The 22,053-nt window shown below is 38.1% G+C and carries 19 protein-coding genes; 5 read left to right on the top strand and 14 right to left on the bottom strand.

What is annotated here, in order from left to right; translation table 11 throughout:
* A complete protein-coding gene (locus tag DHW03_RS17000) occupies positions 1-942 on the top strand; it encodes a YihY/virulence factor BrkB family protein (protein ID WP_109927040.1) in 942 nt (313 codons plus the stop codon).
* 39 nt (positions 943-981) lie between these two features.
* Here the strand turns inward: DHW03_RS17000 and DHW03_RS16995 are convergent, their stop codons facing one another.
* The 8 genes from DHW03_RS16995 to DHW03_RS16960 form a co-directional block, all read right to left on the bottom strand.
* Positions 982-1,251, bottom strand: a complete 270-nt coding sequence (locus tag DHW03_RS16995) for a hypothetical protein (RefSeq protein ID WP_109927039.1) — start codon at positions 1,249-1,251, stop codon at positions 982-984.
* An 82-nt stretch (positions 1,252-1,333) separates the two neighbouring features.
* Positions 1,334-1,924, bottom strand: a complete 591-nt coding sequence (locus DHW03_RS16990; RefSeq protein ID WP_109927038.1) for a porin family protein — start codon at positions 1,922-1,924, stop codon at positions 1,334-1,336.
* 27 nt (positions 1,925-1,951) lie between these two features.
* Complete coding sequence (locus DHW03_RS16985; protein ID WP_109927037.1) at positions 1,952-2,248, bottom strand: hypothetical protein; 297 nt, start codon at positions 2,246-2,248, stop codon at positions 1,952-1,954.
* Positions 2,249-2,628: 380 nt separating this feature from the next.
* The gene (locus tag DHW03_RS16980; RefSeq protein ID WP_109927036.1) at positions 2,629-3,090 is read right to left on the bottom strand and encodes a DUF4268 domain-containing protein; all 462 of its coding nucleotides are present in this window, start codon (positions 3,088-3,090) and stop codon (positions 2,629-2,631) included.
* A 63-nt stretch (positions 3,091-3,153) separates the two neighbouring features.
* A complete protein-coding gene (locus DHW03_RS16975) occupies positions 3,154-5,805 on the bottom strand; it encodes a glycoside hydrolase family 78 protein (RefSeq protein ID WP_109927035.1) in 2,652 nt (883 codons plus the stop codon).
* Positions 5,806-5,994: 189 nt separating this feature from the next.
* Entirely contained in the window at positions 5,995-6,579 is a 585-nt protein-coding gene (locus tag DHW03_RS16970) for a riboflavin synthase (protein ID WP_109927034.1), read from the bottom strand.
* A 49-nt stretch (positions 6,580-6,628) separates the two neighbouring features.
* Complete coding sequence (accC, locus tag DHW03_RS16965) at positions 6,629-8,143, bottom strand: acetyl-CoA carboxylase biotin carboxylase subunit (RefSeq protein ID WP_109927033.1); 1,515 nt, start codon at positions 8,141-8,143, stop codon at positions 6,629-6,631.
* Positions 8,144-8,207: 64 nt separating this feature from the next.
* The gene (locus DHW03_RS16960) at positions 8,208-9,230 is read right to left on the bottom strand and encodes a threonine aldolase family protein (RefSeq protein ID WP_109927032.1); all 1,023 of its coding nucleotides are present in this window, start codon (positions 9,228-9,230) and stop codon (positions 8,208-8,210) included.
* Between the two features lie 219 nt (positions 9,231-9,449).
* On the opposite strand from DHW03_RS16960, the gene DHW03_RS16955 reads away from it, so the two are divergent.
* Complete coding sequence (locus DHW03_RS16955) at positions 9,450-10,310, top strand: N-acetylglucosamine kinase (protein ID WP_109927031.1); 861 nt, start codon at positions 9,450-9,452, stop codon at positions 10,308-10,310.
* A gap of 119 nt (positions 10,311-10,429) precedes the next feature.
* Here DHW03_RS16955 and DHW03_RS16950 read toward each other — a convergent pair whose 3' ends face one another.
* Positions 10,430-11,119: an NUDIX hydrolase gene (locus DHW03_RS16950; RefSeq protein ID WP_109927030.1), complete on the bottom strand. Its 690-nt coding sequence runs from the start codon at positions 11,117-11,119 to the stop codon at positions 10,430-10,432.
* A 111-nt stretch (positions 11,120-11,230) separates the two neighbouring features.
* On the opposite strand from DHW03_RS16950, the gene pfkA reads away from it, so the two are divergent.
* The 3 genes from pfkA to gap are packed head-to-tail and all read left to right on the top strand — an operon-like array spanning position 11,231 to position 14,067.
* Positions 11,231-12,217, top strand: coding sequence for a 6-phosphofructokinase (gene pfkA / locus DHW03_RS16945; protein ID WP_109927029.1), 987 nt, complete (start codon positions 11,231-11,233; stop codon positions 12,215-12,217).
* 1 nt (position 12,218) lies between these two features.
* On the top strand, positions 12,219-13,061 hold the full coding sequence (locus DHW03_RS16940; RefSeq protein ID WP_109927028.1) for a hypothetical protein: 843 nt from the start codon (positions 12,219-12,221) through the stop codon (positions 13,059-13,061).
* 7 nt (positions 13,062-13,068) lie between these two features.
* Positions 13,069-14,067 (top strand): type I glyceraldehyde-3-phosphate dehydrogenase, encoded by a 999-nt coding sequence (gene gap, locus DHW03_RS16935; RefSeq protein ID WP_025144555.1) that lies wholly within the window; start codon positions 13,069-13,071, stop codon positions 14,065-14,067.
* Positions 14,068-14,712: 645 nt separating this feature from the next.
* On the opposite strand, the gene DHW03_RS16930 is transcribed toward gap, so the two are convergent.
* The 5 genes from DHW03_RS16930 to glgB all read right to left on the bottom strand — a co-directional run bounded on the left by DHW03_RS16930 (position 14,713) and on the right by glgB (position 22,048).
* Positions 14,713-15,504, bottom strand: a complete 792-nt coding sequence (locus DHW03_RS16930) for a hypothetical protein (RefSeq protein ID WP_109927027.1) — start codon at positions 15,502-15,504, stop codon at positions 14,713-14,715.
* A 348-nt stretch (positions 15,505-15,852) separates the two neighbouring features.
* Entirely contained in the window at positions 15,853-16,833 is a 981-nt protein-coding gene (locus DHW03_RS16925) for a CBS domain-containing protein (protein WP_109927026.1), read from the bottom strand.
* 1,556 nt (positions 16,834-18,389) lie between these two features.
* Complete coding sequence (locus DHW03_RS16915) at positions 18,390-18,701, bottom strand: RNA polymerase sigma factor (RefSeq protein ID WP_109927024.1); 312 nt, start codon at positions 18,699-18,701, stop codon at positions 18,390-18,392.
* A 357-nt stretch (positions 18,702-19,058) separates the two neighbouring features.
* Entirely contained in the window at positions 19,059-19,787 is a 729-nt protein-coding gene (locus DHW03_RS16910) for a tetratricopeptide repeat protein (RefSeq protein ID WP_109927023.1), read from the bottom strand.
* A gap of 296 nt (positions 19,788-20,083) precedes the next feature.
* Entirely contained in the window at positions 20,084-22,048 is a 1,965-nt protein-coding gene (glgB, locus tag DHW03_RS16905) for a 1,4-alpha-glucan branching protein GlgB (protein WP_109927022.1), read from the bottom strand.
* Between the last annotated feature and the right edge of the window lie 5 nt (positions 22,049-22,053).

Here is a 22,053-nt window from a genome sequence, read left to right as displayed (position 1 = left end):
ATGCCATTAAAACTTAAAGAAGATTTAAAATTCTTTTTCTCTACCCTGAGGAAAGCATTTATTTTGTTTCAAAAAAACGATCCTTTGCGTTTGGCAGGAGCAACTGCATTCTTTACCAATTTTGCCCTGCCACCAATTTTAATCATCCTAATTCGCCTTTTCGGTATGTTTACCGATAGAAAATTATTGGTTACACATATTTTTGAGCGCCTAGCCAACATATTAGATGAGAGCAGCATTGCTCAAATTAGGTTAACTTTAAGAAACATTAGAGGCATTGACCAAGCTTGGTATGTAACACTCTTTAGCTTTGTATTTTTTCTATTCGTGGCCACCACCCTTTTCAATGTAATCAAAAATTCGCTCGAACAAATATGGACTATTGGTTTAGAAACCAAAAAAGGGATTTTAGTAACCCTTAAATCGAGAGCCATATCGGTTACGATTATTTTACTGGCGGGAATTTTGTTCTTTTTAGGCTTACTGGCAGATAGTGTTCAAGCTTTTATAGGTGCATATTTGAAAACCGGTTCCCCATCTTTCAGTTTGGTGATATCGTCAATTATCAATCAGCTTATTTTTGTAATCATTGTAACCACCTGGTTTACCATGCTGTTTCGGTTTTTAACCAACGGCAGGCCAACTTGGCGAGCAGCCATTTCTGGTGGATTGTTAACCGGATGCTTATTTACGGCGGGTAAGTACATTCTTCGCATTTTATTGCCACTAAGCAACATTAGCAACATCTATGGTTCGGCTGGCTCTATAATTGTAATTATGCTTTTTGTATTTTATTCTTCCTTAATATTCTATTTTGGCGCATCATTTATAAAAGCTTTAAGCAATGAAAGAGAAACACCTATCGAACCTAAAAACGGAGCTTTCGCTTACGAACTTACGCAAATTGAACACGAAATTTTAAAAGAAGAAAAGGGCAAATAAACTTAATTATTTGCCCTTCAATATTTTGCTTCAACTTATTTAAGCCGAAACCTTTTCATATCCCTGCATTTCGAAAACCGCAAGTTTATTGAGTAAATTGTAATGTAAAGTACCAAACAGGTTTACCAACCCCTCGTTACTTTTGCCTTCTATCCAAACCGACTCTTTAACAACTTCTGTATTGTTGTTGGTCTGATTGCTGAAAATGGTCTCCTCATCTTTAATAATCAAATCTTTAGCATCAATACGAAATTCGTTAAGTAGCGAGATAAAATTCTGGCCTTTGAGTAATAATTCTTTCAAGTTCATAAGGCAATTTATATTAAGTTAGTTCGATGGTAAAAGCAATTATTAGTCCAACTAATCTCCTAACAATCAAAATGTTGATAACTTATAGAATTCTATAGCCTACCCCAATGGTAAATAGGTTTAACTTGGTTCCAGGGTAGCCAGATTTGTTTATTTTAGAAAGACCCAACTCGTAACGTGCATCAAAACTGATCTTTTTTATATCCAGTCCGGCACCAAATTGCCAAGCCAAAGCCTGATCTTTAAACTCTGCCCTAAAAACATTTCCCGCTGCCTGACTAAAACTTTGATTTTCATCTAAAATTAAAGAGAACATTGGGCCTGTATTTAACCTTAAACCAATACCTGCGGCGCCAAATTTAGTTCCGATTAAAAGTGGAACGTCTAAACTCGTAAAGCGAACTTGGTTTACTTCGCCAGTGGCATCGCTAACCAAGTTCGCTTTTTTTCCAGATACATATAATTCTGGTTGAAAGAAAACCCCCGCAGCGCCTACCCTTGCCCATAATCCGCCATAAAAACCTGTACGATTTTCGCTGCTAAAAGTGTTATCAGAATCAAATTTAGAAAAATTTGCTCCGGCCTTTAATCCCAGTTGGAATGAAGGCAAAACCTGTGCGCTTGCATAAAATCCGGCAAATAAACAGGCAATAGTTAGATAGATCGATTTCATAATGAAATGGGGTATTTCTTAAATAAATTAGCTTGTTGCATTGTTAATAGCCTCTTGTTCTTTAAGGGCGTCAACATTATTTTTATCACCAAAATTTTGAGTTTTATCTGCAAAGTAGTCTAAAATACCAACAATGGTATCTAAGTTGTCTGCTAAGCGTTGGTGCATATCAGGCAAGTCTTTTTCTAGTCTGCTATCGCCTAATTCGATATTATCAACCTCAATTTTACCAATTTTTTGAATAAGTGCCTGCTGAGAATTTTGTACATCTTCCAGTTCACGCACAATTTTTTCCATCAATTCAAATTTCTTTAAAGTATTCATAGGATTCTTATTTTAAATTTTTAAAACTGTTTACATACTAAACCAATAGAGCCATATTTTGTTTTTATTTGAAGCATGTTTAACTGTTAATCCGCTAAATATCAATGAATTTTAAGTGAGTAAACTTCAAGCTGATTGAAATTAGGCCCGTTCAATCTTTACGGCCATGTGAAAATTAGGTTAAACTATTAATTTCAATGCGTCATCTCGATTGGAGCATACCTCTACACTCCGTCATCTCGACTGGAGCGCAGCGGAACGGAGACATCCTTGAAACTAAAAACAAAAAACCTTAAAAGATTTCTCCGCTTCGGTCGAAGTGATTCCCAACTTATGCCTATTCCGTAATAAATTTACAAAAGGCTATCAGTACTGAAAAACTAGGTTAAACTTTCAAATACAGGTTTAACGTTGTCCCAAAAATCATCAAGCGCAATCATTCTAGGTTTGAAGAAGGAAATAAGTTGGGGCCAATGCTGCTGATTGTAGATGTTTACATGTTCTAAACTACTGGAAATGCGACTAATTATTTTTCCATACTCATCCGCAACATCCTGTTCCCATACCCAATCCTCCCCTAACGTATTGCTTAACATCAGTTTAAATTCTTCAAATTGATTGAAAATCAAATGCCTAACACCTGTATCACCATGTTCCAAATGAATGGAAATCACCGCTTTTTTCTGATCGACATCCATTTTAAAAAAAATGTTTTTCACACCTGTTTTGTAGTTAATCCAGTTTACAGTTGTGCCACTTGCTGATGGTACGGCTTTCATATATTGCCCAAAACTGATCCAGAACTGTTGCCTTAACCTTGCGGCCTCTTCCTTACTGTACATACTTATTCATAATCGTTGGCATGGAAAACCATCGTTTAATTGGTAAGCTACAATATTAAAAGATTAGTATTTAGATTCAAAATGATAATTACCTGATCCGATTTCTTCTTCCTTATTAGTTTTTGGCAAAATTACCCTTGCTTTCGCATTTGCTGGCACGCTAACGTCCAGTTTGAAAATTCCCTCCTGTATCACCCATGAAGATTTTACAGTACCGTAAACCGTTTCCAGCGTTGCTGAAGCGCTGGTTAAATTACCCCCTGGCTTTGGCGATATCACTACCGCTTTATAACCTGGCTTCTCTTGTACAGGATTAATGCCTGCAATATTCTTGTACATCCAATCGCCAATTGCCCCATAAGCATAATGGTTAAAAGAGTTCATATCGGGCGTTTGGAACGAGCCATCTTGTTTAATTCCATCCCATCTCTCCCAAATGGTTGTAGCGCCCATTTTAACCGGATAAAGCCATGATGGATAACTTTCTTGCAAAAGCAAATCGTAGGCAACATCCTGATAGCCAAAACGGCTTAATACGTGACAAAGATAAGGTGTGCCCAAAAATCCGGTGGTGAGGTGGTTCCCATAATCTTTTACATTTCGAGCCAATCGCTCTGCAGCCTGTTGGCGCATATTTTCTGGAAGTAAATCAAACTGAAGGGCAAGAACATAGGCCGTTTGCGTATTTGAAGCCAGTTTTCCATTCTCGGTCATATTTTCACTTACATAAGCTTTTTTAATTTTCTTAAGCAAAGCGCTGTATTTTTCTACATCTTCCGTTTTATTTAAAACTTTGGCTGCATTTAAAAGCATTTGGGTGGAATGTGCATAAAAGGTTTGTGCAATCATATATTTGTCAGTCACCGCTGCACGCCCATCGTTATCATCATTCGGACGATAAAAAAGCCAATCGCCAAAGTGAGAACCACTATTCCAAAGGTTATTTTGCGAAACCGATGAGATGTAATCTACCCATTTTTTCATGCTAGGGTATTGCGCTTCTAAGATGCCTTTATCGCCATAGGCCACATATAAATCCCATGGAATAATGGTTGCCACATCGCCCCAGCCGGCAGAGCCTGCGTCTCTTTCGTTCAGTACATTTGGCACAACATAAGGAACACTTCCATTCGGTAGTTGATCGGCACTCACATCCTTTAACCATTTCGTAAAAAAGCCCGATACATCCATGTTATAAGCCGCTGTAGAAGCGAAGGCCTGTGCATCGCCTGTCCAACCCAATCGCTCATCTCTCTGCGGACAATCGGTGGGTACATCAACAAAATTCCCTTTCTGCCCCCATTGAATGTTGTGTTGTAACTGATTCAAAAGGGTGTTGGAAGTGGCAAAGGTTCCTGTGGTGTTCATATCAGAATACACCGCAACTGCTGTTAAATCTTCCAGTTTAAGCGTTCCGGGAAAGCCCTGTATCTTTACATACCTAAAGCCCTGAAAAGTAAAATGAGGCTCAAAAATTTGTGGAGCTCCACCATTTACAATATAGGTGTTTTGTTGTTTTGCCGAACGTAAATTGGTGGTATAAAAATTACCAGCCTTATCCAATACCTCTGCATGGCTAATGGTTATTTTTGTGCCCGATGCGCCTTTGGCTTTTACCATCACCCAACCCACCAAATTCTGCCCGAAATCGACAACGGTTTCTCCAGCAGGCGTTTTGAAAATTTTAAGGGCTTTAAATTCTTCGTGTTTGCTCACCATTGGTCCACTCATACCCACTAATTTTTCCGTTCCATTCGGTAAAATCCTAACTGGTTTCCAGTTAGCGGTTTCCTTATATTTTATGTTGTCCCAACCCTGAATTTCCAATCGGGCATCATAAGTTTCCCCATCATAAATGTTGGATGCCAAAATCGGCCCATTTGTGGTTTTCCAGCTGTTGTCTGTGTTTATGATTTCCTTTGTCCCATCAGTATATTCAATCTCCAATTGAAGCAAAAGTGCTCTGGTATCGCCGTAAAATTGGCGTTGATTGCCAAAACCGATTCTGCCTTTATACCAACCATCGCCAAGCATAACCCCAATGGTGTTATCGCCTTTGTTAAACGATTTAGTAACATCATAAACTTGATATTGTAGGTGGTTTTTATAACTCGTCCATCCGGGTGCAAAATAATGATCGCCCAACTTTTTGCCATTAATGTGCGCCTCGTAAAGTCCTTTGGCGGTGATGTATGCCGTAGCCGATTGAATGGTTTTGCTCAGTTTAAAATCTTTTCTAAATAATGGGCTCGCCAATAAAGAATCTTTGCCCGGAACGGTAATCCATTTCGCCGTCCAATCGCTTGATTTTAAACCCGTTTGAAAATATTGAATGGGCGACCATGCCGATGTGTTGCCATGATTATCCTTTACCCGTACCTGCCAATAATATTTGGTTTTAGAAGCCAATGCTGGCCCCGCATACGAAACAAGAACCGATTCATCTCCCTTTTTTTCAACCGACCAAAAAGCTTTTTTAGAAAAAGAAGCCGTGGTTGACAATCTAATTTCGTAAGCGGTTTGCATGGTATTCTGAACCTCAGACACCAATTTCCAACTTAATCTAGGGTTTGGATCATCAACGCTAAGCGGATTGGTTAAATGTTCTACGGTAAGCCCAGTAACTGAAAGTTTCTGAGCGGAAGTATTCATCACAAAAGAAATTAACAGGAAAAGGATAAGCCCTGCCGTTGGTTTAGGGAATGCGTGTTTCATAAATGGTTAGTGTTAATTTATAATGCTTAACAATGCGATATTGAGAAATATAATTCGGCTTACTATCCTGCACTGTTATGAAAAATTAAACGTTACAAACACGCAAATAAATTCATAAGCACCTCTTTAATAGAGCATTATAATATAAAAATACCCGGAAATTATTTTGTTTTTGGATGCTAAAGCCTGTTATTTGGCCATTAAGCGGGCCACGTACTTTCCAATAATATCAAATTCAAGATTTACCGTATCGCCAACAACCACATCTTGCAAATTGGTGTGCTCAAAGGTATAGGGAATAATGAAAACTGAAAACTCATCTTGCTCGGAATTTACAACCGTTAAACTGATTCCATTAACGCAGGCAGAGCCTTTCTCTACGGTTACATTTCCGGCAGAAGCATCGTATTTAAAACGGTATTCCCAGCTTCCATCCAATTCTTCGCGTTTTACGCAGATGACCGTTTGATCTACATGACCCTGCACAATGTGTCCATCTAGGCGGGCGTTCATTTGCATGCAGCGTTCCAAATTTACTTTACTGCCCACTTTTAAATGATCCAGATTGGTTTTATTCAAGGTTTCATCAATCGCGGTAACGGTGTGGCTTCCATCGTGCACAGCCACAACGGTTAAACAAACACCATTATGGGCAACACTCTGGTCAATTTTTAATTCATTGCTAATGGCTGATGATATGGTGAAATGAACATTTGTTTGATCGTTTTGTACGGCCGTTACCTCGCCAAGTGTTTCTATAATTCCTGTGAACATTTTATTTTATGGTATTCATCAAACCAAATGGTTAGGCATGATGATGATGTTAATATTTCTGTCTATTTTTTCTCCAATCAGAACTCCCCTTACTTTTTCCATCCGATTGAACCACATCCGATTTCTTTTCAAACAGGGCCGATGCAATTACCGCAGCAATTAAGGCTTCGGTTTCATCTTCCACTTTTAGGCTATTGGCGTTAAAGTATTTGCCAACAAAATGAGTGTCAAATTGCCCTGTTTTAAAGGCTTCGTGTTGCATCACAAAAGTACCAAAAGCCAAAGTGGTTTCTATCCCGGTAATCTCATATTCTGCAATTGCCCTAATCATTCGTTCAATGGCCTCTGTCCGATCTTTACCAAAGGTGATGAGCTTTGCGATCATGGGGTCGTAATAAATGGGAATATCCATACCTTGCTCAAAACCATCATCCACCCTTACCCCATTTCCTTTAGGGGTTTTATAGGTTTGCAAAGTGCCAATATCTGGCAAGAAATTGTTGTTTGGATCTTCTGCATACACGCGAAGTTCTACGGCATGTCCATTGATTTTTAAATCCTCTTGGATAAAACTCAATGCTTCTCCCGATGCAATTTTAATTTGCTCCTTCACCAAATCAATTCCCGTAATCAGCTCTGTAACAGGATGCTCTACCTGTAAACGGGTATTCATTTCTAGGAAAAAGAAATCGAGGTTTTCATCCAAAATGAACTCTACCGTTCCGGCACCAGTATAATTTACCGAGCGGGCAACATCAACGGCACACTTACCCATGCGTTGCCTAATTTCTTCGGTAAGTACCGATGATGGCGCTTCTTCAACCACCTTTTGATGCCTGCGTTGTACCGAACATTCTCTTTCGAAAAGATGAACAATATTGCCATGCGTATCGCCCAAAACCTGAATTTCTATGTGCCTTGGCGAGGTAACATAACGCTCTATAAAAACAGAACCATCGCCAAAAGCCGAAGTGGCTTCACTTACCGCAAGTTGCATTTGTTCTTCAAAATCATCGGCCTTTTCTACAATGCGCATCCCTTTGCCCCCACCGCCTGCCGCAGCCTTAATTAAAATCGGGAAACCAACTTCTATAGCACGGAGTTTGGCTTCGGCAACATCTTGAATCGCTTCTTCCGTACCGGGTACCATAGGGATGTTATATTTCAAAGCCGCTGCTTTTGCAGAGAGCTTATTCCCCATAATTTCCATGGCTTGTGGCGATGGGCCGATTAAAATTAAACCGGCATCGGCAACCATTTGCGCAAAGGCAGCATTTTCAGACAAAAAGCCATAACCTGGGTGAATGGCTTCTGCACCGCTTTGTTTACAGGCATCAATAATTTTTTCGCCAACCAAATAACTTTGATTAGAAGGCGCTGGCCCGATAAAAATCGCTTCATCAGCGTAACGCACGTGCAAGGCATTTCGATCTGCTTCAGAAAAAACGGCCACCGTTTTAATGCCCATTTCTTTTGCTGAACGCATAATCCGTAAAGCAATCTCGCCACGGTTGGCCACAAGTATTTTAGAAATTTTAGAATGATGATTTTGGTTTTCAGACATTTGGCTATGAATACGTTAGTTTTTCAATCGTTAATTGGGATGAACTATTGATTTTGAACTCTGTTTACAAATGTAATATTATTTCAACGGCTTGGTCAATCATTGCTGGGCTCAAATCCAAATGCGTAACCAACCTCACCGTACTTGCGCTGGTGGTATTACAATGTAAACCCTTTTCCTTCAATCGATTAACAACCTGCTCCGCGGTTCCTTTGGCTACTTCGAATACCACAATGTTGGTTTCAACAGGCATCACTGAAAGCACATAATTGGTTGAGATTAAAGCATCTGCCAAGGCCTTTGCATGCTTATGGTCGTCCTTTAAACGTTCTACGTGATGATCCAACGCATAATTTCCCGCAGCTGCCAAAAACCCTGCCTGACGCATTCCTCCACCAAAAGCTTTTCTAATTTTTCTGGCCTTTTTAATGGTTTCTTTACTTCCCAATAAAACAGAGCCAACTGGTGCACCCAAACCTTTTGATAAACAAACCGAAATGCCATCGAAATATTTTCCATAGCCATGTGCGTCATCTCCAGTTGCCACCAAGGCATTAAAAATTCTGGCTCCATCCAAATGAAGTTTCAATCCTTTTATGTTACAAAGATGATGAATTGGAGCAATTTGGGCTAAGGTGTAACAGCTCCCGCCACCTTTGTTTACGGTATTTTCTAAAACCACCAAAGATGAATTCGGATAATGAATATTGTCTTCATTAATTTCCGGCTCAATCAATTCGGGGGTTAAAATTCCACGCTCGCCATACAATAAGCGAACGGATGCCGCAGAATGATAAGCAATTCCACCAATTTCATAACGATACACATGTGCCGTTTGATCGCAAATCACCTCATCCATTGGTTGTGTAAAACATTTAATTCCGATTTGGTTGGTCATCGTTCCCGAAGGGCAAAACAAACCCGCCTCCATATTAAATGTTGCCGCCAATTTGTTTTCCAATTTTTGCACGGTTTCGTCTTCACCAAAAACATCATCCCCTACTTTTGCGCTCATCATGGCATCCAGCATTCCGGCCGTTGGCTTGGTTACGGTATCACTTCTAAAATCTAAAAAACTGCTATTCATTTTATCTATATTGTAAAATATTTCATACGGTTCAAAAAAAAGACCAATGCTCTTTATGGTATAATTTTAAGGATTTTAGCCCATTAAACGCATACTATAGTGTATTTTTTACACACTTAAAAAACAACAACAACAAATTGTTAAAAAATTATTAAAAAAAAAGATACAAAATATAAGAGTTTTTATACTTTTATCGTGCTAAAACCAAAAATAAATAAAATGATAGTAATTGCAGACGGTGGATCAACCAAAACAAATTGGTGTTTGATTAACGAGGCCGGCAGAAAAATTTACTTTAACACCGAAGGGTACAACCCATATTTTTCGAAAGGAGAATATATTGTACAGTCTTTAAACGAAACGCTTCCAGACCACTTGGAGCGAGAAAAATTAACCGCAGTTTACTATTATGGTGCTGGATGTTCTACCCCTGCAAATGTAAAGATTGTGGCAGATGCCATGAAACAGATTTTTACGCATGCTACAGTTTTTGTTGGCCACGATTTACTGGCCTCATGCCGTGCCCTTTTAGGTAACGAGCCTGGCTTTGCTGGTATTTTAGGTACCGGAACAAACTCTTGTTTATACGATGGAACGGATATTACTTTAAATATCGATTCATTAGGCTATTTTTTAGGCGACGAAGGAAGTGGTTCATACATCGGTAAACGCATTTTAAGCGATTACATGAAAGGTTACATGCCGAAAGGTTTGCGTGAGGCTTTTTATGATAACTACGCTTTAACCAACGAAGACATTTTCGATAACATTTACAACAAGCCGTTACCAAACCGTTTCTGCGCAAGTTTCAGTAAATTCTTATACGATTTTAAAGATAACTACGAAGATTATGCCTTTAGCACAATTGATTATGCCTTCACTGCATTCTTCGAAGCTTTAGTAATCCACTATCCAAACTACAAAGATCACAAATTAAATTGCGTAGGTTCGGTAGGTTACAGTTTCCGCGATATATTGAGCATTGTAGCAGATCGTTACGAGATGGGCGTGGGTAAAATCATCCGCTCACCTATAGATGATTTGGTTCACTACCATTTGGAATTGGCTCCAAACGTATAATCCATTGATAACGCTTCGGTTTTGAGTTGAGCATTTAAAACTGAGCTAAAAAAAGAAAGTCCCGATTTGTAAACCAAACCGGGACTTTTTTTATGATTGCTTTTTGCGAAATACTTAGGTTAAAAAGAGATCTCTTTACCAAATAACTTCGCGTATTTACGCTTATCAAAACGATATAAAGTAGCCGCTCGGTAAGAAACGCCCTTTTGTTTTTCATCTAATTCTTTTAAAACACCAAAGCCTAGAATTTTCTTTCTAAAGTTTCGCTTATCCAGTTTCTTACCGATAATCAATTCGTAAACATGCTGTAATTGGGTCAGCGTAAATTTTTCGGGCAAAAGTTCGAAAGCAATGGGTTGATGTTTTATTCTGCGCTTTATTTTTTCGAGGCCCTTATCGTAAATTTTCTGGTGATCGAAGGCCAGTCTTGGCAAATCGGTAATGGGCAGCCAGTTGGCACGTTTTGCATAATTACTTACTGGCCGTAGTTCTTTATCGCCGCCTAAACGGATCAAAGCATAGTAGGCTAAAGTAATTACACGTCCTTGAGGGTGCCTGTTGGGATCGCCGAAAGCATAATACTGCTCCATAAATATGCCACGTAAACCGGTAAGTTCGTATAAAATGCGGGAGGCCGATTGATCCAAACTTTCATCAGGCCCAACGATGTTACCAGGCAATGCCCACCAATCTTTAAATGGTTCTTCGTTTCTTTCGATGAGGAGGATTTTTAGTTCTTTGCCATCAAATCCAAATAGGACACAATCAATTGAGAATACGGAATCTAAATGAGGTAAAATTTGTTCCAAGGTAAAATTTAGTTATTTTAAGCAGATAAAGGTATGACTTTCAATATTAAGTAAAAAAAATAAAAAAAATTACTTAGTGTAAAAATTACACACTATATTCGTATTATAAAGATGAAGCCAAATATTAAAAATATAGCTGTATTGACTTCTGGAGGCGATGCCCCAGGAATGAATGCTGCGATTAGAGCTGTAGTACGCACCGGAATATACCATGGCATCAATATGTTTGGTGTTATGCAGGGGTACCAAGGCCTAATTACCGACAATATAAAACCAATGGACGCCCGTTCAGTAAGTAACATCTTACATTTAGGCGGAACCATTTTAAAAACTGCCCGTTGCTTAGAATTTAAAACCGACGAAGGACAGGAAATAGCTTATAAAAATTTAAAGAAAAACGATATTGATGGCCTTGTGGTTATTGGTGGCGATGGAACTTTTACTGGTGCCAGACGTTTCTCTGAAAAATATGGCGTTAAAGTAATTGGCATTCCAGGAACTATTGATAACGATTTAGGTGGATCTGACTTTACTTTAGGTTATGATACGGCCATTAATACCGTTATTGAAGCCATAGATAAAATTAGAGATACGGCAGATGCCCACGATCGCTTATTTTTTATTGAGGTAATGGGTAGGGATTCTGGCTGTATTGCTTTAAGAAGTGCAATTGCCAGCGGCGCAGAAGCCGTGTTGTTGCCTGAAAAGGAAACCAGTGTAGGCGAATTGATTGAAAAATTAGCTTTAGGTGCAGCTACCAAGAAATCATCGAGCATTGTAATTGTTGCCGAGGGGCACAAGCAAGGTGGTGCGTATGATGTTGCGAAAAAAGTGAAAGAAACTTTCGATCATTACGATACCAAAGTAACCATTTTAGGGCACTTGCAACGTGGCGGTAGCCCAAGCAGTTTCGACCGGATTTTAGGAAGCAGACTTGGTTTTGCCGCGGTAAATGCTCTTATTGCCGGGCAAACCGAACAGATGGTTGGACTAAAAGGCAACGAAATTAAGTTAACCAGCATTGTTGAAGCCTTAACCGCACATAGCTTTAAACTAGAGCCTGATTTAATGGAAATGACTGAAGTGCTATCCATATAACATGATAGCAGTTGTTTATAGCGGATCGAGAACGGCGTTTTGGAAACTTACTCAAAATGGAAAAGTGGTGGCACATTGCAATACAACGGGCATAAACCCTTGTTTTGTAGATGCTAAAACCATACTTCAAATTTTAAATAAGAAAGTTGTTCTGGTAAACAATGCAGAAAATATAAAGAAAATTTATTTCTTTGCAGCGGGAGCTTCCTCTGCCGATCGTAAAGAAGCCTTATCCAATACTTTATCTTCTTTTTTTAGATACAGTAAAATCATTGTAGAAAATGATTTGTTTGGTGCCGCAAAGGCCGCTTGCTTTGATAAAACGGGAATAGTGGGAATGTTGGGCAGTGGCGCAAATTGTGCTTACTTTGATGGCAAAAAACCCATAAACAATAACTTTGGATTAGGTTATATTTTAGGCGATGAAGGTTCATCAAACTATTTTGGAAAAGTTTTGTTGAAAGATTTTTTAAGCAAAAAACTTCCTAAAGACCTTGAAACTAAATTCATTACCAATTACAATTTAGACCGCCCTCAAATTTTAGAACGCATTTACAATAAGCCACAGGCGAATATATTTTTAACCTCTTTTTTTGATTTCTTTACCCAAAACAGCCAACATGAATACATCACCAAGCTGATTGATGAAGGATTTGAAAAGTACTTCGAAATTTACGTGCTGCCCATGGTTGCCAAATATAAAAACGAAGACATACACATTGTGGGTAAGGTAGCTGCCGAATTGGAAGATCGACTGCTGTTAACCGCAAAAAAGTACAACCTAGAAATTAAAACGATTATTAAAGAACCTATACTAAATTTATTAAAACATTACATTAATTAACAAAACAATGAGCAAAATTGGAATTAACGGCTTTGGCCGTATTGGCAGACTGGTTTTCAGAGCTGCTTTGAAAAGAGGATTAGATATTGTAGCTATAAACGACTTAATTGAGCCGGATTATATGGCTTACATGTTGAAATATGATACTACCCACGGTAAATTCGATGGAACAATTGAAGTGGTTGATGGTAATTTAGTGGTAAATGGTAAAACGATTCGCGTAACTGCCGAAAGAAATCCTGCTGATTTAAAATGGGATGCTGTAGGTGTTGAAGTGGTAATCGAATCTACTGGTTTATTTTTAACTCGTGCTGATGCTGAAAAACACATCGCCGCTGGTGCTAAAAAAGTAGTGTTCTCTGCTCCTGCTAAAGATAGCGATATCCCTACTTACGTAATGGGTGTAAATCATCATAAACTTACTGCAGATCAAACAATTGTATCTAACGCATCTTGTACTACAAACTGCTTAGCGCCAATTGCTAAAGTATTAAACGATAACTTCGGTATTGTTGAAGGCTTAATGAGTACCATCCACGCGGTAACTGCAACTCAAAAAACTGTTGATGGTCCATCCGCTAAAGATTGGAGAGGTGGCCGTGGTGGTTTCTCTAACATCATTCCTTCATCAACAGGTGCTGCTAAAGCAGTTGGTATGGTGCTTCCAGAATTAAAAGGTAAATTAACGGGTATGTCATTCCGCGTTCCTGTAGCCGATGTTTCTGTTGTTGATTTAACTGCACGCTTAGAAAAACCAGCTACTTACGAGCAAATTAAAGCGGCTATGAAAGCTGCATCTGAAGGTGAATTAAAAGGCGTGTTGGCTTATACTGAAGACGAAGTTGTTTCTTCTGACTTTATCGGTGATGACCACGCTTCTATCTTTGATGCTAAAGCGGGTATCTCATTGAATGATAACTTTGTTAAAGTGGTATCATGGTACGACAACGAATGGGGATATTCTTCTGCATTAGCTAAATTCGTAGAATACTACGCAAGTTTATAAATAAAATGGCCGAAAGGCTGATTTTTAACATTTTAAAAGGCAACATTGTTACGCAATGTTGCCTTTTTGTTTTAAACACGATGCTCATCAGTGAAATTAATTTTTATTTCAATTGATTATTTGAAAATAATTAAAACAACCTATCATATTTATACGTTTTAACTGAGTATTTACAATTATGAGGCGTAATATTTTTTGATTTGTCCTATTTCGGGGAAAACTGATACAATTTGCTTATATCATACCGATTTTTGACAATATTTAACAATTGCTTAACATATTTTTGCTTTATATTTGCAATACAGTCATTTTATATCCCTAATCCTTCTATAAAAAGTGTAGTAAATAAAAAATGACAAAAAAAATACTTAAAAATTTCTTAGTGTATTTTTTACACTATCAAAATTTTTCCTATATTTGTAGAGTAATAAACGGAACGATGTTTATCACCACAAAAAAAGATAAATCATTTTCTTGAAAAACTTCGGTTTAGATGGAAAATTAAAGACAAAGCCTGGCTCATAACAGGTTTATATTTGGTTAGAAAAAAGAGACAAGTCTGGATAGATTGTCTCTTTTCTTATTTTTGGGGATTCGGGTGGTAGTGTTGAATTTAACGTTACTCAACAAAAGTCCAAGACTATTCTAAGGGTTGAAATCTTTTCCCTTCCATTGGTTTTCTTCTTTGCAAAGGTTATTACATTCATGGACTATATTGTTGCCTGACCTTAAAATAAATACTTTATTAAATCGGCTTGAAACATCTATTAGCTTTGCAAAGCTAAAATCAAAATAATTAAGAGGACTCCATTGATCTTCTACTAGCAACAACCACAACTCGCCATACAAAGCTGAATAATTCTTTAGTTTACCATCTTTTGCTTTTACTCTTTCCTGTAAAACATCGCCTTTAATATTAGGTACCATGCCTGCCTCGACAACTGCCCAACAATCATATTTATTGTAAATTGATATATGCCCAATCGGGTCAGGTAATTGATGTTCTCCAGTGTCCATATTAAAATTTTCGAAAGAAGCGTTCGTGTTTAGCGTAGGAATATTGGTTTTGACAAACTCTAAAAGGAAATTCGACAAAGTTTTTTCATCCTTCCTTGTCAACATCCTTGACGGCATATCTAAACCATATGATGAAACAAAATCGACATATACGGATAACCGTTCTTTATTAGTAGTTTTAAACATGTGGTGGGCATACGCAACAATTCTATTTGCTGTTACATAATGCCTGGTTAAATCATCACCCTTAGCATCCTTGGGCAAAAACATTCTTGTATGTTCAACCCCAATTATCTTATCATCACTAATTTTGAACTTAAAGTCGGGTTGTGGCTCTGGACATTCATCAAACACGACAGGTAAATTCTGAAGCTTCAGAAATTGTGCCATATGAGCGATTTCTATTTTTTTATGTCCCATGTTTACCGGATACTTGCGTAGTTACGTATGAAAGTGATGTACGCTTGACGAGGAAAGCGTGTCTTTTATTAAATTTAATACCATAGAGAAACTCTCTCAAAAACAATTGCGCTGGCGACAAAAAGATTAATTTCTACCTTAATTTTTTAATTGAAAGATTTGTAGCCCCACCTTTTCGGTAAGCTTATTGATTTTCTTACTCATATCATTTTGAAAAGTATCTACCTTAATTTCAATGAAAATTATTTGTGATTTCATTCACTACAACGTTCGTAACACGTGGACACTCTAGCTAAGTTCGCTAAAGTAACACATCGAGTTACATTTTTAAGCAACTGAATCACAAGCTTATTTATACTTTATTAATTCTGTGAGAAATTTAGCCATATTAACAAGGGACTGCTTCTGCTCTGGGGTTATACCCTCAGGGTCAAAATGCATTATATCATTCCGAATCTCTCTAATGGAATCTAGTTGATTTATAAATGGAATTCTGTCAATTTTCAAATTTAATTTAATCCAGTTATCTGGCTTTTCAATTAATCGAATATATTGACCAAAAGTAAGGTCATCAATAAATTCAATCGTATTTTCAAATTCTTCCTCTTCACAGAAAGATTTTATATCTTGAACTAAGAACTTTTCATCGAGCAGCAATCTGATAAGATTCTCAATCTGCTCCAGAAGAAGAAAGGGCTCAGTAAGCAATAAAAATTGAGTACTGATGTCAGCGATTGTAACGATGCCACTTAGGGATTTGTCCTTTTTTTGAACTAATACGAAGTCCTTTTCTATCACAATTTTAATCGCATCTAAAAGTGGTTTATCAAGGTCTACAATAGTCACGTTAGTGTCTAAAAAGTCCTTAACTTCATTGGAACTATTGCCGTTAGTTATCCCATAACCTATACTTTCCCATGTAATGAAGCCTGCAACGCTTCGAGGATTACTCATAACGGGAAGCTGTGAAAAATTATGCATCATCATTTGTGTAATTGCATCACTTAACTTCGCATCTCTTGAAATTGAGATGGGTGGCTTATTCGCTGCGGGTAATATACTTATTTTTTGAATGGGGCTAGTTGACGCTTTACTTTTGGCTCTAGCCTTGTGCTTTAAAATAAGAGTACCATCGATCCACAATTCCGCATAGTTAGGACTTGTCTCTAGATTTTGTTCTTCTAGATATACGTCAATTCTCCCTTTATTACCTTTAGTTCGTTTTTCACAACTAAAGTATCTTAGAAAGTCTCTTGTTGTAAGTTGAATATCGATATTCTGCTCTTTGATATCCTTAATAATTTGCAAAAATTCTGGTTTGATGTTCATAATTAGCGTTAATTTTTTTTATGATGAAGTGATAAAAGTTTAATGGTGCCCTATCAATATTAGTGATTTTGGAAAAAGGCATCTCGTGGATGTGTTGTGAGAATCTTATATCTCTGTCAACTATCCAACTGACATATGTTTTCGATTACAAAAGTTCGGAAAGATCAAGTTCCGACCTATGCTAATAGCCCGAAATGCCAAGGAAAAAACATTTTTCAAATCTGTAAGAATTTACCTTTACCACCCTTTCGAGGACTTGAGGAAGGATTCCAATTTGTGAGAAAGTTTAAAAAATAGTGGATTTTGGTTTTGACCAACGTGATCTGATACTCCTGAATTAACTCCTTGGATTCCTATTACTTCCCGAGTGCCTATCACAATAAGTTGATGAATGGATTTAGAAGAATTATAAGCAGTGCGATATCTGCTTTCGCGATTGGGAGACGAAGCCGCTTCGCTGTCGGTTCGATAATCGTTTCTTGGTGTCGTGCATCTTGCCATGACCTTAAGTTTGAGAGGTTAATATTTTTAAAATTACGTTAAAGCGTTCCCTAGAAGAAGGTTACAGATAGAATGTTCGAATAGGATGAGAGCTTAACTGTTACTAAGCTAACACTTACGTTTGATTTTCACAAATTTCATTTGCTATCATGTGTAAAGACTTTGCGTTTAATGATTTAAGAAATTTCTCTTTTCCCTACACAAAATCCCCCTTGCTGGCGCACGCATGCCGCGTGTGCATTTAGTGTTCCAGAAAAATCGCATCGTAAATGTGCTCCTATATGAGGTTGTTTTCATAATGATGTATATAGGAAGTAAATTCTTTTATTCCTACCGTCTTTTATTATGCAATTTAAATCTTGTATATAAAAGTCAAAATAATTTAAGGAAATGTCCTTTATAAACCATTTAGGTCTTTTTGGCGAAACTATTTTATTCAAGATTGAATCAACTTCCAGTTTCTTGATCTGTTTGTACTTCTTAGTGTCCGCAAGTATAGAATTTATCCTTTTTTCGTCAACGAATGCAAAAGTTCCATATGAATTGTTGTTTCCTAAATTATGAATTTCCTTAAAGTCAAAACAGTCCGGTCCCAAAATCTCTGGAAACCACCCCTGTTGTCTAGCTGATGATTTCTTGAAACTTAAATAGTCGGTATAATATTGTTCATAATTATCAGAACAAGAAGCAAGAAATAATGCAATCAAAAGTGTGAATATAAATCTCATGTCTAATATCCTGCTATGCCACATAACCCATAAATATCGCAACTCGTTCGCCCAAAAAGATGCTTTAATAATTTAAAAGGCTTTTTTCAGGTTCAAAATGTAACGATGTTCAACGTTTATATCCGTTCACATACTTACGGGAGAGAAATATTATTGAAATAAGAGCGTAATTAATTATCACTAATATATAAAAATATTATCGAGATACAATACGGGAACCCGTAAAGATCTACACCTAAACTGCTCGTTACCTGCAAACTAAGAAAAGCGTGCCTAGTAAGCTACCTACAAAATTATAGATGTATTAATATTAATAAGAAGAAATTCTCAATCAACACATTTCTGCTTCGCAATTCTGCTTAACCAAGTAAACATTTTACATTGAGATTCTTGATAGCTTGGAAGGTATTCCCAGGCTTCGAGAAAGGTTTCTTGAAGGATGGCTTCTGCTTTGCTTTGATTGTTAACGGCTCTGAGTATGGTGCCATAAAGCAGTGGAGAATATTGCTTGTACAGCAATTTAAATGCTTGAATGTCTTGCATTTTTGTTTTTTGCAGTGTAATCTCTTGTCCACTCACCCAAGTTTTAAAGGTTTTTTGCTCTTGGTGAAGTTTCGTTTTGGTTAGAGATAGTTGCATTTGTTAATTACGATTATAAGGGCTTAACAGCAGTAACCGCTTATTGTTCTGCGGTTTGGCTTTTAATCGAACAACTAAAAGGAATGTAATCTTGAAATCGCTTTTTAGGCAATATTATTTGGAATTGATTTGAGCGCGTAGGGTTTACAGATGTGATTGATGAGGCCATTATTTGAAAAGTTGGCAGGTAACATGGGCCAAAGGCTTGTGCCTTAAATTTTAAACCCGGTTGAAGCGGTATCCCCCGATTTTTTCTATCGGGGATTTAGCGTAAAACGGGACTACCTCTTGCCAAGCATTACCGAAGCCTTGTTTTTCTAATTAAAGTTTAAAGTCAGCAGGCAGCCAAAGCAATATTTATAGCTTATTAATGAGTTGAACCGCAGCTTTGTGTTGCACAGCATCGGCCGGGATTTTTTGAAGCCAAATTTTAGTGTCTTGCTTCCGATCGTTTTTTAGGTAACTGAGCGCTATGGCATAAGCTGCATCGTACTTGAAGGCCGACTTACCTGCATAAATAGGATTTAAAATGGCTCTGGCTTGATCTAAATTGTTGGTTTCGATTAGTGAATTGCCGTAATAATAGGCCAGCATGGCGTTTTTTGGGTTGGCTTGATACTGCTTTTGTAATAGCGGTTTTGCGGCATAAAAATTCCTTTGATTGTAATAGAGCGCAGCATTTTCTAAATCGTTATTGTTAATGCCCTTGCTTGGGCTAATGTTCATGGCACGTCCGTCGGCGTATTGATTGTATAAATTGGTTCGCCAAGGTGCCCAAATTAGAAAAACTAAGAGCAGTGTGGCCAAAACACCTGTTAACCAATTGAAAAGGGGCTTAAGTGTACCCACCTTGGCTTCTTCTACGAAAGGTTGTTTATGGAAAGCATAAAGGGTATCGCGAAATAAATCGTCATCTTGGTTGGGAGCTAGATGGATTTTTAGGCTTTGATGAATTTCGTTATAATCTTTTAAATGCTCTTGCAAATCGAGTTCGTATTGTACACGCATCTCAAAACCCATTCTTTCCGTTTCGTTCATGTCGCCCTCTACATAACGTGCGGTGAGTAAAATTTTGTCTTCAATCATTAATTTACCTATAAACTAATGGCTTAAACAATTATCCCCTTTGTTTTGTGTGCAAAAAGCATATAAAAAATTGGATAGAATGTTTTTTTTTGCTGATGCAGATTGAGCAAAGGGGAGATAAACTTTATCTTATTTAGCGCGGGATTGGATAACTACTGTGGGTTCGGTTTGAGCGCAAAGGCTAAAGCAAACCTACGCCATTTAGATGCTGATATAAATTCAGTATGACGAAAGGGATATTACAGGATTAAAAGCAAACACACAGCGTATATGATTTTATGCGCTGCGTGTACGCATTATTTACTTTTAAAAACAACTACGGCTAAAGGCGGCAGGGTAATGTTGATGGAATATTGTTGGTTGTTATACCCTTCCAAATATGGGCTAATGTCTCCTCTGTTGTTGATTCCGCTTCCGTAATAAATGATGTCGTCGGAATTGAAAATTTCTTTCCATTTAGTTTTAAAGGGTACGCCTACTTTATAATTTTCTCGAACTACTGGGGTAAAATTAAGCACAACGATTAGGGTATCTTTTGCTTTTGGGCCTTTGCGGATGTAAGCAAAAACAGATTCGTTTGCATTATCTGCATCGAGCCACTCAAAACCTTCGTAACTAAAATTGAAATGGTAGAGTGCGGGCTCTTTCCTGTATAAGAAGTTAAGTGCTTTAACGGTTTCTTGCATCCCTTTGTGTGGCGCATATTGCAACAGGTGCCAGTTTAAGGATTGCTTAAAATTCCACTCGCCTGTATCTGCAAATTCGTTACCCATAAACAATAGCTTTGCCCCTGGGTGGGTAAACATGTAACCGTACAGGGCTCTTAAGTTGGCAAATTTTTGCCAATCATCGCCCGGCATTTTATACAACATGGGCGATTTACCGTGAACCACTTCATCATGCGAAAAGGGCAACATAAAGTTTTCGGTAAAGGCATAAGTCATGCTGAAACTGAGGCGATTGTGGTGGTGTTTTCGACCTAGAGGATCTACCTTGAAGTATTTTAGGGTATCGTTCATCCAGCCCATCATCCATTTCATGCCAAAGCCTAAGCCGCCTGCATACACGGGTCTGGTTACGCCATCAAAGGTACTGCTCTCTTCGGCAATGGTTTGCACGCCCTTAAAGTTTCCGTAAAGGGTTTCGTTTAAATCTTTTAAAAATTGAATGGCGCCTAAATTTTCGCTTCCGCCGTATTCATTTGTGGCTGCATCTCCATCTTCTCTTGAGAAATTGAAGTAGAGCATAGAGGCTACGGCATCTACCCGTAGGCCATCGGCATGGTATTGATCGATCCAAAAGGTGGCATTGCTGATTAAGAAGGACCGTACTTCTGGCCGATCGTAATTGAAAATGTACGATTTCCAATCGGGATGAAAGCCTTTCTTCATATCTGCATGCTCGTACAAATGCGTGCCATCAAACTCGTACAGTCCGTGCCGATCGCCCGGAAAGTGTGAGGGTACCCAATCTAAAATAACTGCAATATTGGCTTTATGAAGCTCATCGATGAGGTACATTAAATCTTGTGGCGATCCGTAACGTGAGCTGGCACCGAAATAGCCGGTAATTTGGTAGCCCCAACTTGGCGAATATGGAAATTCCATTACAGGCATTAGTTCCACATGGGTAAATCCCATGTTTAACACATACGGAATTAATGTATTCGCAACCTCCCTTGCATTTAACACCCGCTTTGGGTTATCTGGATCGCGTTGCCACGAGCCCAAATGAATTTCGTAAACGGAAATGGGTTGATTGATATGGTTCAGTTTTGGACGTTTGTTTAACCAGGCCTTATCTTTCCAACTGTAATCGGTATCCCAAACAATGGATGCGGTTTGTGGTGGATGTTCCCACCTGCGTGCATAAGGGTCGCCTTTTTCGTGTTCAGAATGGTCGAATCCTTTTACAAAATATTTATAAACTTCGCCTTTGCCAATATTGGGGATAAAACCTTCCCAAATTCCTGATTTATCCCATCTTCTGTTGAGTGGATGTGCTGTTCTATCCCAATGGTTAAAATTCCCCACTACGCTAACTTGATGGGCGTTGGGTGCCCATACCGAAAAATAGGTGCCTTGCGTTTGTTCTACTTCTACCAAATGCGAACCCATTTTCTCGTACAAACGGAAATGTTTGCCAACCAAAAATAAATCGATGTCGTAATCTGAAAACAGGCTGTAGGCCCATACCGATTTGCTTTGATCAATTTTGGTTACGGTTGCTTTTTTTGCAGGAACTTTTTTTGTAGATGGCATAGCTA

The organism is Pedobacter yonginensis (genome assembly GCF_003173595.1).
Classification (GTDB): Bacteria; Bacteroidota; Bacteroidia; order Sphingobacteriales; family Sphingobacteriaceae; genus Pedobacter; species Pedobacter yonginense.
The sequence above is the reverse complement of the archived record's forward strand: the minus strand, read 5'-3'. Positions and strand labels throughout refer to the sequence as shown.

Coding starts and splice junctions, on each gene's coding strand:
- glgB (WP_109927022.1), bottom strand. CDS start 22,048: ATGCCATCTACAAAAAAAGTTCCTGCAAAAAAAGCAACCGTAACCAAA.
- DHW03_RS17000 (WP_109927040.1), top strand. CDS start 1: ATGCCATTAAAACTTAAAGAAGATTTAAAATTCTTTTTCTCTACCCTG.
- DHW03_RS16915 (WP_109927024.1), bottom strand. CDS start 18,701: ATGCAACTATCTCTAACCAAAACGAAACTTCACCAAGAGCAAAAAACC.
- DHW03_RS16925 (WP_109927026.1), bottom strand. CDS start 16,833: ATGAACATCAAACCAGAATTTTTGCAAATTATTAAGGATATCAAAGAG.
- DHW03_RS16910 (WP_109927023.1), bottom strand. CDS start 19,787: ATGATTGAAGACAAAATTTTACTCACCGCACGTTATGTAGAGGGCGAC.
- DHW03_RS16930 (WP_109927027.1), bottom strand. CDS start 15,504: ATGGGACATAAAAAAATAGAAATCGCTCATATGGCACAATTTCTGAAG.
- pfkA (WP_109927029.1), top strand. CDS start 11,231: ATGAAGCCAAATATTAAAAATATAGCTGTATTGACTTCTGGAGGCGAT.
- DHW03_RS16975 (WP_109927035.1), bottom strand. CDS start 5,805: ATGAAACACGCATTCCCTAAACCAACGGCAGGGCTTATCCTTTTCCTG.
- DHW03_RS16990 (WP_109927038.1), bottom strand. CDS start 1,924: ATGAAATCGATCTATCTAACTATTGCCTGTTTATTTGCCGGATTTTAT.
- DHW03_RS16940 (WP_109927028.1), top strand. CDS start 12,219: ATGATAGCAGTTGTTTATAGCGGATCGAGAACGGCGTTTTGGAAACTT.
- DHW03_RS16955 (WP_109927031.1), top strand. CDS start 9,450: ATGATAGTAATTGCAGACGGTGGATCAACCAAAACAAATTGGTGTTTG.
- DHW03_RS16980 (WP_109927036.1), bottom strand. CDS start 3,090: ATGTACAGTAAGGAAGAGGCCGCAAGGTTAAGGCAACAGTTCTGGATC.
- DHW03_RS16995 (WP_109927039.1), bottom strand. CDS start 1,251: ATGAACTTGAAAGAATTATTACTCAAAGGCCAGAATTTTATCTCGCTA.
- accC (WP_109927033.1), bottom strand. CDS start 8,143: ATGTCTGAAAACCAAAATCATCATTCTAAAATTTCTAAAATACTTGTG.
- DHW03_RS16970 (WP_109927034.1), bottom strand. CDS start 6,579: ATGTTCACAGGAATTATAGAAACACTTGGCGAGGTAACGGCCGTACAA.
- DHW03_RS16985 (WP_109927037.1), bottom strand. CDS start 2,248: ATGAATACTTTAAAGAAATTTGAATTGATGGAAAAAATTGTGCGTGAA.
- gap (WP_025144555.1), top strand. CDS start 13,069: ATGAGCAAAATTGGAATTAACGGCTTTGGCCGTATTGGCAGACTGGTT.
- DHW03_RS16960 (WP_109927032.1), bottom strand. CDS start 9,230: ATGAATAGCAGTTTTTTAGATTTTAGAAGTGATACCGTAACCAAGCCA.